The organism is Mycolicibacterium arcueilense, from assembly GCF_058536225.1.
Genome location: NZ_JBZTYL010000034.1, coordinates 164,217 through 177,125 on the forward strand (window position 1 = coordinate 164,217; position 12,909 = coordinate 177,125).

Below are 12,909 nucleotides of genomic sequence, written 5' to 3' on the forward strand. Positions count from 1 at the left end.
GGTGGGCCGGTTTCGCGGCGTGAGCACGCGGGAACGCTAGGGAGATGCCGGAGAGCGTCACACAGAAGTTGATCGGTTCGCATCTCGTCTCCGGGTCGATGACACCCGGGGACGAGATCGCGATCCGGATCGACCAGACCCTGACCCAGGACGCCACGGGAACGCTCGTGATGCAGGAACTCGAGGCCCTCGGGCTCGACCGGGCCCGCACCGAGGTCAGCGTGCAGTACGTCGACCACAACCTGCTGCAGACCGATGAGAAGAACGCCGAGGACCACGAATACCTGCGGACCGCGGCGCAACATTTCGGGCTGTGGTTCTCCAAGCCCGGCAACGGCGTCTCCCACCCCACGCACATGCAACGCTTCGGGATACCGGGTAAGACGATGGTGGGTTCGGACTCCCACACCCCGGCGGCCGGATCGCTGGGCATGCTGGCGATCGGTGTCGGTGGACTCGAAGTGGCGCTGGCCATCGCCGGCGAGCCGCTGCACCTGCGGGCACCGGAGGTGTGGGGTGTCCGACTGGAAGGCGAACTCCCGCAATGGTGTTCAGCGAAGGACGTCATCCTCGAGATGCTGCGGCGCCATGACGTCAAGGGCGGCGTCAACCGCATCATCGAGTACTACGGGCCCGGCCTGGCAGGGCTGTCGGCCATGGACCGGCATGTCATCGCGAACATGGGCGCCGAGCTCGGGGCCACCACGACCGTCTTCCCCAGCGACGACGCAGTGCGTGACTTTCTCACCAGCGAGGATCGCGGTGACGACTGGACCGAACTCGTCGCCGACGACGGCGCGCAATACGACATCGACGAGGTCATCGACCTGTCGACGCTCGAACCGCTGATCGCCAAACCGTCGTCACCGGGCAACGTCGTGCCGGTGTCGGAGGTGGCGGGCGAGCCCGTCGCGCAGGTCGTCATCGGCTCCAGCGCCAACCCCGGATTACGGGACTTCGCGATCGCAGCGGCCATGGTGCACGGCCGCCAGACCTCGCCCGACGTCAGCTTCGACGTCAACCCCACCTCCCGCGAGATCCTCACCGACCTGACGAGAATGGGCGCCACGACCGAACTCGTCATCAACGGCGCGCGCATCCACCAGGCCGGCTGCATGGGCTGCATCGGCATGGGCCAAGCTCCGGCCACCGGCCGCAACTCCCTGCGCACCATGCCCCGCAACTTCCCCGGCCGGTCGGGCACCAAGGAGGATTCGGTGTGGCTGTGCTCGCCGGAAACCGCTGCGGCATCGGCGATCACGGGGGTCATCACCGATCCGCGGCAGTGGGCCGCCGACAACGGCATCGAGTACCCGAAGCTCGATCTGCCCACCCATTTCAGCGTCAACACCGCCATGCTGGTTGCCCCGGCCACGCGTGAGCAGGCTCAGGCAGTCGAGGTCGTCAAGGGCCCCAACATCTCCAGCCTTCCCGAGCTGACGCCGCTGCCCGATGACGTGACGGCGCCGGTCCTGCTCAAGGTCGGCGACAACATCTCCACCGACGAGATCTCACCGGCGGGCGCGCGTGCCCTGCCGTTCCGGTCCAACATTCCCAAGCTGGCCATGTTCACTTTCACCCAGGTCGACGAGAGTTATCCGGAACGGGCACAGTCCGCCGAGAACGGCCACATCATCGTCGGTGGGGAGAACTACGGCCAGGGCTCGTCCCGCGAGCATGCCGCGATTGCGCCCCGCTACCTCGGGCTGCAAGTCGTGATCGCCAAGTCCTTCGCCCGAATCCATTGGCAGAACCTCGCCAATTTCGGTGTGCTGGCACTGGAATTCGCCGATCCAGCCGACTACGACGCGGTGGTCCAAGGCGACGTACTCAACCTCACCAACCTGCGGCAGACGTTGGCCGCCGGAGATCCCATCACCGTCACCAACGTCACGCAGGACACGACTTTCCCCGTGCGGCACAGGCTTTCCGAGCGGCAGATCCAGCACGTGCTGGCCGGTGGCCTCATTCCGTGGCTGGCCGCTCAGCCGAAAAACTAGGCCACGATCTGGTCTCCAGCAGTCGAAACGGGCGTAGCGTCGAGCACATGCCTAAGATCACGACTTCTGACAATGTCGAGATTTTCTATCGCGACTGGGGCTCGGGCCAGCCCATCGTGTTCAGTCACGGCTGGCCGTTGTCCGCCGACGACTGGGACACGTTCATGCTGTTCTTCCTGCAGCAGGGCTACCGTGTCGTCGCCCATGACCGGCGCGGCCACGGACGCTCCTCCCATGTGGCCGACGGCCACGACATGGACCACTACGCCGATGACCTCGCCGCCGTGGTCAAGCACCTCGACCTGCACGACGCCGTCCACGTCGGGCACTCGACCGGCGGCGGTGAGCTGGTGCACTATCTGGCGCGCCACGGCCTGGACCGGGCGGCCCACGCGGTCCTGATCAGCTCGTTGCCTCCGCTGATGGTCAAGACCGAGGCCAACCCGGGCGGCCTGCCCAAGTCGGTGTTCGACGATCTGCAGGCGCAGCTGGCGGCGAACCGCTCGGTGTTCTACCGCACCCTGCCGTCGGGCCCGTTCTACGGCTTCAATCGGGACCAGGAGAAGACGCCTCAGCCTGCCCGCGAGGCGATCATCGCCAATTGGTGGCGCCAGGGCATGATGGGCGACCCCAAGGCCCACTACGACGGCATCGTGGCCTTCTCCCAGACGGATTTCACCGAGGACCTCAAGAAGATCACCTTGCCGTCACTGGTGATGCACGGCGAAGACGACCAGATCGTGCCGTACGCGGATTCCGGTCCGCTGTCGGCGAAGCTGCTACCCAACGGGACCCTCAAGAGCTACCCCGATTTCCCGCACGGCATGCCGACCACCCAGGCCGAGACCATCATGGCCGATCTGCTGGAGTGGCTTCGGTCCTGAAACCGGTTGCAGCAATGGCCGAGTCAGGCGGCGCGCAGCTGACGCAGCCCCTGCACGGCTTCGTAGTGCCCGATCAGCTCGTCACAGATGGCCGGCCAGGTGCGGGTCAGCACGCTGCGCCGCGCAGCCACCGAGTAGCGCGACCGCTCGGCGATCAGGTGTTCCACGGAAGCGGGTAGGGCGGACTCGAATTCGTCCACAGGAAGCAACAACCCGGTGCGGTACGGCGCCACCAGGTCCCGGGGCCCGCCGGCGTCGGGAGCGATCACCGGCAGACCCGAGGCCATCGCCTCCTGCACGGCCTGGCAGAACGTCTCGTGCTCGCCGGGGTGGACGAACACGTCCATGCTCGCGTAGGCCGCGGCCAGTTCCGGGCCGTGCAATTCACCGGTGAAAACCGCCGAGGGCAGTACAGATTCGAGCTTGACCCGGTCCACCCCGTCACCCACCACCACTAGCTGCAGGTCGTCGCGCCCGGCCAGTGCGGCCAGCCGCTCGACGTGCTTCTCCGGTGCCAGCCGGCCGACGAACCCGACGATCGGCTTGCCGTCGGCCGACCACGACGCGCGTAGCTGCTCATCGCGGGCCGACGGGGCGAACCCGGTGATGTCCACGCCGCGTCCCCACTTGAACACTCGGGGAATCCGATGGGCCTCAAGGTTTTCCATCGCCGAGGTGGACGGGGCCAGGGTGCGGTCGGCCTTGCTGTGCAGGCGCCGGGTCCAGGCCCATGACGCCCGTGACAGGACGCCGACCCCGTAGCTCTCGGCGAAACCGGCGACATCGGTCTGGAACACGGCCACCGACGGCACGCCCAGGTAGCGGGCGGCGTGCACGCCACCCCAACCGAGCAGAGCGGGTGAGGCCAGGTGCACGACATCCGGGTCGAAGCCGCGCAGCACATTGACCATCCGGGGCCGCGGGACACCCAGCGGCAGCGAGGTCACCTTGGGAAACATTCGCGAAGGCACCCGGTGCACCCGCACACCGTCATGCACACGCTCCGCCGGCGGCTGACCCCGCGGGGTGTCCGGGGCGATGACGAGTACCTCGTGGCCGGTGCGGCGGAGATGCTCGATCACCCGAAGCACCGAGTTGGTGACGCCGTTGACATTCGGGAGGAAGGACTCTGCAACGATCGCAACGCGCACATCAAGATAGTCCCAGCGACACCTGTCCCCGAGGTAGCGTCCGGGGATACGACACGCTAAAACCTGATGCCCGGGTCTAGGGTTGGCGAATGCGATTACCGCGTGTTGCTGCAGCGATGCTGGCCGTGGTGGCCCTGTCCGTTGCCGGTGCCACCTCCGGTTGCACCCGACTGGTCGACGGCACCGCGCAGGCGAACGGCAACAAGCCCGGTAGCGAGGTCACCGAGGACGGCTGGGGTATCCAGATCGGCTTCCCGGATGCGCCTGCCCAGATCGAGTTTTTCACCGAACCGCAGTGCCCGGCCTGTGCCCACCTGCAACATGAGTCCGGCGATGCCATCGCCGCGGCCATCGGCCAGGGCCAGCTGGCCGTGACCTACCGGCCGCTGACCTTCCTGGACCGGACGGGCACCGAGTACTCGGCCCACGTGGCCAACGCGCTGTTCCTGGCCGCCGGTCCCGGCACCACTGGTATGGCGTTCCAGGCATTCGTTCAGGACCTCTGGGGCCACCAGGAGCCCGAGGGCTCGCCCGGCCCGACCGACGACGCGATCGCCGCGATGGCCTCCGGGAGCGGGGTCGGCAGTGAGCAGACCGACAAGATCGCGGCCGGCGCGCAGGCCATCGACGCCGAACAACTCAACGAGGCCAACGCCGAACTGCTCAGCGAAACCCAGTACGACGTGTCCACCCCGGCGATCTACGACCTCGTCGGCGAAGAGGTCGTCGACATCAGCGACCCGGACTGGCTGGCCAAACTGCTTGCTACGCCGAGGAGTTGACGGTTCCGGTTGAGCTGAGCCGGCGCTGCAGGAAAGCCAGCAGCGTCAACGCCGCGGCCGCCACCAGCCAACCCACCACCGCGATCGATCCGGCCGGGATGATCGCCAGTGACGCGTCGCGGTCCCGCACCCGGACCAGATCGGGATTGTTCTTGTCGTACTCGACGTAGATCCGCATCCCGGTATCGAGCTCCGAGGGATAGAGCACCCCCAGCTCGGGGCGGTAGGTCACCCGGTCCGGCGTGACGAACTCGATGGTCGAGCGCCGCGGACCGGCACTGAGCACCTCGGCCGCAGCCACCCCCATGTTGCGCTCGATCTGCTGGTCGTTGCGCCAGGCGCCCATCACCAACAGCACAGACTGCAACGTGACCAGGCAGGCGGCGATCACCACGCCGATCCGCACCCGCCGGATGATCCGCTGCGAGCGGGTCTCCCCCGGCTCGCCGTACAGGTGCGGGATCAATGGCTGCACCATCGCCCGCAACCGCGCCGCGATCTGTGCGGGCCTCACAAGGCTGCCTTGATCGACGCGTGCAGGGCACGCAGCGACGACCGGTCGGCCTTCACCTCCAGCACCCGCATGCCGTCGAAGGGCTCGGCCAGGGCCGCGCCGAGCACGTCGGCCTCAACCTGCCCGCACTCGACGTGATAGGCCCGGCACAACGCCGCGATGTCCACATCGTGCGGCGTGCCGAAGATCCGGGAGGACACGTCGGAGAACCGCGGATCACCCTGTTCCAGCAGCTCGAAGATGCCGCCGCCGTTGTCGTTGGACACCACGATCGTCAGGTCCCGCGGCGTCGGCTCGGTGGGCCCGATCAACAACCCCGAGCTGTCGTGGACGAAGGTCAGATCCCCGATCAGCGCGACGGTCCGGCCGTCGTGCGCCAGCGCCGCGCCGATCGCCGTCGACACCGTGCCGTCGATACCGGCCACACCGCGGTTGGACCGCACCTTGACGCCCTCGGTGTTCAGCCCGACCAGGGCGGCGTCGCGCACCGGGTTGGACGCCCCGAGCACCAGCTGATCCCCCGGGCGCAACGCATCGGCGACCACCGCAGCCACGTGCAGACCGGTGGTCAGCGGGTGGGCCTCGAGTTGTTGACGCACCGCCGCCACCGCGTGCTTGTTGACCTCGGCGCAGCGGTTCAGCCAGGCCGGGTCGGGAGTTCCGGTGGCCACGGCCCGGGTGCCGGTGGCCATCGAGTTGCCGGAGACATCGGGCCAGCGCGGACCCGTCGTCAGCGCGTAGACCGGCACCGCCGGATCGGCCAGCAGGGCGGACACCGGCCGGTGCAGCGTGGGCCGGCCGAGCATGATGACCTGCTTGGGATGCACCAGGCGAAGCGCCAGCGGGTGCAGCGGGTTGGCGGGCAGCGGCGCGGTGGGCTCGGCCACCGTCGGCAGACCGGCCAGGTTGGGGTGCACGCCGGCACCGTGCCCGGCGATCACCACCGTGTCCGGGGTGAGGTCGATCTCCAGCGGCTGATCGAAGCTCACCGCCGGGGTGTAGGTCCACGGCTTGCCGCCCGGACGGCCTTCCGGGAATGACTTGTCCGCGTGGACGCTGTCAGGAACCAGCGGTTCGCGCAGCGGGATGTCGAACTGCACCGGGCCCGCGTTGGCGGTGCGTGATCCGGTGGCCGCCGCCAGCACCCGGCAGGTCGCCGAACGCCACTGCGCGTTCAGTGAGTCCAGTTGTTCCGGGCGGTCTTCGGCCAGGCCGAGGCTGATGTTGGCCCGCACCTGGGTACCGAAGTAACCCAACTGCTCGAAGGTCTGATTGGCGCCGGTGCCCAACATCTCATAGGGCCGGTTGGCGCTCAGCACGATCAGCGGCACCCGGGCGTAGTTGGCCTCCACGACCGCGGGGCCGAGGTTGGCCACCGCGGTGCCCGAGGTCATCGCGATGCAGACCGGCGCCCGCTCCGCCACCGCGAGCCCGACGGCCAGGTAGCCGGCCGTGCGCTCGTCGATGCGGACGTGCAGACGGATCCGGCCGGCCCGGTCGGCGTCGGACAGCGCGAACGCCAGCGGGGCGTTACGCGAGCCCGGGCACAGCACGACATCGCGGACACCGCCGCGGATGAGTTCGTCGACGACTACGCGCGCCTGTGCCGTCGAGGGGTTCACCACTCCACCTTATTTGGTCAGTACTGGCCGGTCTGCCCGGTCTGCCCGGCGAGGAACTCGAGCAGCACGGTGTTCACGGCGTCGGGCTTCTCGATGAAGCCGAGGTGACCCGTGTCGGGGATCTCCAGGTAGCGGGCGGTGGGAATCGCGTCGGCCACCTCACGGCCCAGATGCGGCGGCAGCACCACATCGTCCGCGAACCCGATGACCAGCACCGGAGTGGTGATGGCCTGGTACGCCGGCAGCCGATTGCCCACCGGACCGGCGTCGGACTGGGCGGCGAGACCGGGAGTCTGCTTGGTCGGCCACATGGTGAACATCTCACTCCAGTCGCGCACCAACGCGTCGTCGTTGAGCGTCTTGGGCGAGAAACTCTCCATCATCCGGAGCTTGGCGTCGAACGTCGGCGGCAGCTGCACACCTGAGGCCGCCAGGTCACGCTCGGCGGTGCGGAAGAACTCGCGGGCCCGGTCGTGACGGCCGCGGGTGGCCATCAACACCGCCGATCGCACCAGCTCGGGACGCGCCAACATCAGTTCCTGCGCGATGAACGACCCCATCGACACACCCACGATGTGCGCCGGGGCCGCCCCGAGCTTCTCGATCAGCTCGGCGGTGTCGGCCACCATCTGCTCGGTGCCGAATCCCTGGGCGTTCTCCGTCGCGCCGACCCCGCGGTTGTCGAAGGTGATGACGCGGTAACCGGCGCGCTGCAGTGCCGGGACCTGGTGCAGGTGCCAGGTGCGGCCCGCACCACCGCGACCGGCGATGAACAGCACCGGGTCGCCCTTGCCTCGCTCGTCATATGCCAGATTCACTCGGCCGACGCTACTTGATGGCTGTCTGGGCGCTGCGCCGCCCGCGGACCCTCCTGATCGCCTGATCCCACGCCAGCAACACGCCCGCCTTGAGCGGTTCGGGCTTGATCATGTCCTTGCTCAGCAGCGCGGTGGCGCCGGCCTTGGTGGCCGCGCTGGCCTTCGACATGTGCCCGGAATCGAACGGCGGCTGCGGGTCGTACTCGATCATCAGCTGAATGGCCTTGGCCTTGGCCTCGCCGCCGATCTGGCCCGCCAGCCACACGGCCAGGTCGATCCCGGCCGAGACGCCCGCCGCCGTGATCACCTTCCCGTCCGGGTCGGCCCGCACGATGCGCTGATCGCCCACCGGCGTCACACCCATGAGCTTCAACGCGCTCAGCACCGACCAGTGCGACGTCGCCCGCTTCCCGTCGAGCAGGCCGGCCGCGGCCAGCACCACCGAACCCGAGCACACCGATGCCATCCAGGTCGTCCCCGGATAGACCTGACGCAGCCAGTCGAGCACCTTGTCGTCGCGGGCTGCCATGGTGGTGCCAGGACCGCCGGGCACCAGCACCACGTCGGGTGACGGGGTTTCGTCGAAACTGTGGGTGGCCCCCACTGTCAGCACGCCGGAATCTGCGGTGATGGGACCCGGCTCGTGCCAGACGAACCGCACATCCGCGTCCGGTAGGTTGCGCAACACTTCGTAGGGCCCGATGAAGTCGAGTGCGGTGAAGCTGGGGTAAAGCACGATGGCGATCTGCATGGTTTTTCCTTTCACGCGAAGGTCTTGCGGTACTGGTCGGGCGAAATGCCCAGGCGCCGAACGAAGTTGCGCCGCATGGTTTCGGCAGTACCGAACCCGCAGCGGGCGGCGATGACGGTGACGGTGTCGTCGGACTCCTCGAGCTGGCGTCGCGCGGCATCGGTGCGGATGCGTTCCACGTAGGCGCCGGGTGCCTCACCGACCTCGTCGGTGAACACCCGGGTGAAGTGCCTTGGGCTCATCGCCGCCCGCCGGGCGAGCTCGGAAATGCTGTGCACCCCACCGGGTTCGACCTCGATGGATTCCTGCACCACGCGGATCGGGGCACGTTTGGCCCGCGGCATCCACACCGGTGCGGCGAACTGGGTCTGACCGCCGGGGCGGCGCAGGTAGAGCACCAGATAGCGGGCGACCGTCTGGGCGATGTCGGTGCCGTAGTCGTCTTCGACGAGCGACAACGCCAGGTCGATACCTGCGGTCACTCCCGCCGCCGTCCACACCCGCTCGGAGCTTCTGACGAAGATCGGTTCGGGATCGACTGCCACCGAGGGGAATTCGTCTGCCATCCGGCGCGCGGAGGACCAGTGCGTGGTGGCGGGGCAGCCGTCGAGCAGTCCGGCCTGAGCGGCCAGGAACGCGCCGGTGCACACGCTGACGACGCGGCGGGCGTTGCGCGCGGCGGTGCCGATCCAGTCGATGACCGCCGGGTTGGCCCGGGCCGCATCGGCGCCGATCCCACCCGGGATGACGATCGTGTCGATCGGACCGCGGGGGTCGGGCAGCGGCGCGGCGACGAACTCCAACCCGGTGAGGGTGCTGACGGGTTGACCATCCGCCGAGGTCACCGTGACGGCATAGCCGTCGTCGGGCCTGCCCTGGCCGACCAGGGCCAGCGTGGCGGTGGAGAACACGTCGAAAGGTCCGACCAGGTCCAGCGCCTGCACCCCGGCATAGCCCAGGATCACCACCGATCGCGTCACCTCTTCAGTGTTCGCGACGTCCGCGATGGCGTCTATGCCATGCACCCCACAGATCAGGACATGAGCGCGGTCCGGGTGTCTAGAGCTTCTTGATCCCGCGCACCACCCGGTAGAACGACGGCACCGTCGCCACACCACGCCGCAGACTGCGCTGCATCAGGCCGCCGTTGGTCAGCACGAGGTGGCGCACGCCGCAATCCCGCCACTCGGCCACCCGGTCCAGCACCTCGTCGGGCGTCCCGATCAGCCCCATGTCCCGCATCAGGTGAGGCGTGATGCCCTTGATGTGCGAGAGCGCGGTCTGCTCGTCCCAGTCCTGGGGCAGGATGTCCTGCCCACCCGAGAAACCCACTCCCAGCGGGTGCTCTGCGCCGCGCTGCGCGAAGTACTCATCGGACGCACTGAGGCAACCCGCACGCATCACCTCGGAATCCAGGGCATCGTCGACCTCGGCGCGGGTACGCGCCGTCACGACCATCACCAACAGCGCCGGGGTGATGGCCATCGGGTCTCGGCCCGCGTCGGATGCGGCCCCGCGCACCACGTCCAACCGCTGGGCATAGTCCTGGGGCGAGTGCGGGAACGCCGGGAAGAACCCGTCGCCGTAGCGACCGGCGATACGCAACATCCTGGGGCCGTGCGCGGCGACCCAGATCGGCGGGAACTTGCCCCGATAGGGCGGTAGGTCGAAGATCGCGTTGCGCAGCGGAAAGAACGGCGAATCACGGTTGACCAGTTCACCATTCGAATCCCACAGGACGCGGATCGTGGCCATCGCCTCCTCGAACCGCGCCACCGGTTTCGCCCAGTCCACACCATAGGGTTCATTGCCCTCGCGCTCGCCGGGGCCGATGCCGAAGGTGAAGCGCCCCTTGGTCAGCAGCTGCATGGTGGCCGCCGCCTGAGCGCTGACGGCCGGGTTGCGGCGCCCGGCATCGGTGACACAGATGCCGAGCGGCACCCGCGCGAAGCGGTTGCGCGCCGCGAGTTTGCCCAGCATCGTCCACGGTTCCATGCAGGCGTCGACCGACGGGACCAACTTGGCGGCGGCGCAGTACTTCTCCTGCCACAACGCGCGTGGAAAGATCGCGTTGAGATGATCGGGAACCCAGAAGGAGTCCACCCGGGCACCGACGGCCGACAGATAGTTGGCGCGGGTGAAGGTGTCTGCCGCCGGCTTGCTCGCGGTGATCAAGTCCAGCAGGCCGACCTGCAGACCGCCCATGGGATCAGAGCTTCTTCAGCTTGCGGATTACCTGGCTGTACAGCAGCTGCGACGTCAGGCCTCTGCGGAGCTTGCCCTGCAGCGGACCGACATTCGCCAGCACGAGGTACCGGACACCGTGGTGGCGCCACTCCGCCGCCTGCTCGACGATCTCGTCCACCGTCCCGCACAGGTACATCTCCCGCAGCAGTGACGTCGGAACCGCCTTGATGTAGGACAGCGCTGTCTCCTCATCCCAGTCCTGGGGCAGGATGTCCTGCGCGCCCGAGAAACCGACGCCCAGCGGGTGCTGGGCGCCGTGTCGGGCGTAGAAATCGTCCGGGGCGTTCAGCGCACCGGCCTTGAGGACCGCCGATTCCAGAGCCCCGTCGAGGTCGTCGGGCGTGCGCGCCGGCACGACCATCATCCACAGGGCGGGGGTGATGGCCATCGGATCGCGCCCCGCGTCGGAGGCCGCCGACCGCACGACCTCGAGACGCTGGGCATACTCCTGTGGCGCATGGGGGAACGCGGGAAAGAACCCGTCTGCGTAGCGGCCCGCAGCCCGCAGCATCCTCGGGCCGTGCGCGGCGATCCAGATCTCGGGCCAGCGTCCGCGGTACGCGGGCAGGTCGAAGATCGCGTTGCGCAGTGGAAAGAACGGCGAATCACGGTTGACCAGTTCACCATTCGAATCCCACAGCGTCCGGATGGTGGCCATCGCCTCCTCGAACCGGGCCACCGGTTTCGCCCAATCCACCCCGTACGGTTCGTTGCCCTCTCGCTCCCCGGCACCGATGCCGAGGATGAACCGGCCTTTCGTGAGCAGGTTCATCGTTGCGGCGCCCTGCGCGGTGACGGCCGGGTTGCGCCGGCCGGTGTCGGTCACCCCCACTCCCAACCGAAGCCGGGCAACCCGGTTGCGGGCAGCGAGGTTACCCAGCATCGTCCACGGCTCCAGGTAGGCATCGGCCGAGGGCAGCATCTTGGCGCCACCGCAGAACTTCGGCTGCCACAACGACCGGGGGAACAACGCGTTGAGGTGGTCGGGCACCCAGAACGAGTCGACGCCACCGGCGACCGCACTCAGGTAGTTCGCCCGGGTGAGCAGGTCCACGGTGGGACGTGCGGCGATCGTCGGGTCCATGATGCCGACGCGGAATCGAGTCATCCAGCGAGTGTCGAACGCCCTAGCCGGTTTGCTTAGAGTAGTGCCCTACTCCAATGTCAGTGGGTAACACTCGCGTACCCGGTCGATCCACCATTGCCGACGCTCCGGCGTCGCTGCTAACGCGGACAGTCGGGCGGGATCCGGCACCACGGTCTTTACGGGCAGGTACCCGTCGACCGGCGCCGGAACCTCGGCGACATCTTCCACGAAGAATCCGCCCGTGCCCAGCCCGCACGCGTGCTCCAACGCGGGCAGTGCGGCGGCGGCCAGCAGTCCGCGCGCGATGCCGACCGCCGAATCCAGCGCGCTGGACACCACGATCGGGATATCGATCTGCGCGGCGATGTCGAGCATGCGGGCCACCCCGCCCAGCGGCGCCACCTTGAGCACCGCGACATCAGCGGCACGGGCCCGCACCACCCGCAACGGATCGGAGGCCTTGCGGATCGACTCGTCGGCCGCGATCGGCACCGACACCTGCCGGCGCAGCGCGGCCAACTCGTCGACCGTCGAACACGGCTGCTCCAGATACTCCAGTGGCCCGTCCGCGGTGAGCGCTGCGGTGGCATCGACAGCCTGCGGCAGCGTCCAACCTCCGTTGGCGTCCACCCGCACCACCGGAACCTGCTCGCGCACGGCGTTGACCCGCGCGACGTCGTCAGCCAGGGTCTGCCCCGGCTCGGCGACCTTGACCTTGGCCGTGCGTGCACCCGGGAACCGCGCCAGCACCTCGGGCACCTGGGCGGCCGGGACCGCGGGCACGGTCGCATTGATCGGGACGCGATCGCGGTGGACCACAGGCGCCGGCCGGTACGCGGCCTCGATTCCGGCGGCCAACCAGGCCGCCGCCTCCGGCGCCCCGTATTCGACGAACGCGCCGAACTCCCCCCAGCCGGCCGGGCCGTCGATCAGCGCCACCTCACGAACGGTGATGCCGCGGAAGCGAACCCGCATCGGCAGGGCCACGACATGCAGGCGCTCCAAGACGTCATCCAACACCGGCGCCGCATCAATCACGCCGTCAATGATGCC

At 68.4% G+C, this 12,909-nt stretch carries 12 protein-coding genes; 3 read left to right on the forward strand and 9 right to left on the reverse strand.

Features of this window, described 5'->3' with window-relative positions; all coding sequences use genetic code 11:
* Positions 1-44: 44 nt before the first annotated feature.
* Together AC4LGL_RS29400 and AC4LGL_RS29405 are read left to right on the forward strand one after the other, a co-directional pair.
* Positions 45-2,000: an aconitate hydratase gene (locus AC4LGL_RS29400; protein ID WP_418008576.1), complete on the forward strand. Its 1,956-nt coding sequence runs from the start codon at positions 45-47 to the stop codon at positions 1,998-2,000.
* Positions 2,001-2,047: 47 nt separating this feature from the next.
* A complete protein-coding gene (locus tag AC4LGL_RS29405) occupies positions 2,048-2,884 on the forward strand; it encodes an alpha/beta fold hydrolase (RefSeq protein ID WP_491841819.1) in 837 nt (278 codons plus the stop codon).
* Positions 2,885-2,907: 23 nt separating this feature from the next.
* On the opposite strand, the gene AC4LGL_RS29410 is transcribed toward AC4LGL_RS29405, so the two are convergent.
* Complete coding sequence (locus AC4LGL_RS29410; RefSeq protein WP_491841820.1) at positions 2,908-4,035, reverse strand: glycosyltransferase family 4 protein; 1,128 nt, start codon at positions 4,033-4,035, stop codon at positions 2,908-2,910.
* 89 nt (positions 4,036-4,124) lie between these two features.
* On the opposite strand from AC4LGL_RS29410, the gene AC4LGL_RS29415 reads away from it, so the two are divergent.
* Positions 4,125-4,817, forward strand: a complete 693-nt coding sequence (locus AC4LGL_RS29415) for a DsbA family protein (RefSeq protein ID WP_491841821.1) — start codon at positions 4,125-4,127, stop codon at positions 4,815-4,817.
* On the opposite strand, the gene AC4LGL_RS29420 is transcribed toward AC4LGL_RS29415, so the two are convergent.
* The 8 genes from AC4LGL_RS29420 to AC4LGL_RS29455 form a co-directional block, all read right to left on the reverse strand.
* Positions 4,801-5,295 carry a DUF3592 domain-containing protein gene (locus tag AC4LGL_RS29420; protein ID WP_055111550.1) on the reverse strand — a complete coding sequence of 165 codons (495 nt, stop codon included), beginning with the start codon at positions 5,293-5,295 and terminating at the stop codon, positions 4,801-4,803. The genes AC4LGL_RS29415 and AC4LGL_RS29420 overlap by 17 nt on opposite strands.
* 32 nt (positions 5,296-5,327) lie before the next feature.
* A complete protein-coding gene (gene menD, locus AC4LGL_RS29425) occupies positions 5,328-6,953 on the reverse strand; it encodes a 2-succinyl-5-enolpyruvyl-6-hydroxy-3-cyclohexene-1-carboxylic-acid synthase (protein ID WP_491841822.1) in 1,626 nt (541 codons plus the stop codon).
* A 17-nt stretch (positions 6,954-6,970) separates the two neighbouring features.
* A complete protein-coding gene (locus AC4LGL_RS29430; protein ID WP_418008581.1) occupies positions 6,971-7,771 on the reverse strand; it encodes an alpha/beta fold hydrolase in 801 nt (266 codons plus the stop codon).
* A 10-nt stretch (positions 7,772-7,781) separates the two neighbouring features.
* On the reverse strand, positions 7,782-8,522 hold the full coding sequence (locus AC4LGL_RS29435; RefSeq protein ID WP_491841823.1) for a DJ-1/PfpI family protein: 741 nt from the start codon (positions 8,520-8,522) through the stop codon (positions 7,782-7,784).
* Positions 8,523-8,533: 11 nt separating this feature from the next.
* Positions 8,534-9,502 (reverse strand): GlxA family transcriptional regulator, encoded by a 969-nt coding sequence (locus tag AC4LGL_RS29440; protein WP_491841824.1) that lies wholly within the window; start codon positions 9,500-9,502, stop codon positions 8,534-8,536.
* Between the two features lie 79 nt (positions 9,503-9,581).
* Positions 9,582-10,727, reverse strand: coding sequence for an LLM class flavin-dependent oxidoreductase (locus tag AC4LGL_RS29445; protein WP_491841825.1), 1,146 nt, complete (start codon positions 10,725-10,727; stop codon positions 9,582-9,584).
* Positions 10,728-10,731: 4 nt separating this feature from the next.
* Positions 10,732-11,877: an LLM class flavin-dependent oxidoreductase gene (locus tag AC4LGL_RS29450; protein ID WP_491841826.1), complete on the reverse strand. Its 1,146-nt coding sequence runs from the start codon at positions 11,875-11,877 to the stop codon at positions 10,732-10,734.
* 45 nt (positions 11,878-11,922) lie between these two features.
* Complete coding sequence (locus tag AC4LGL_RS29455) at positions 11,923-12,894, reverse strand: o-succinylbenzoate synthase (RefSeq protein WP_491841827.1); 972 nt, start codon at positions 12,892-12,894, stop codon at positions 11,923-11,925.
* Positions 12,895-12,909 lie beyond the last annotated feature (15 nt).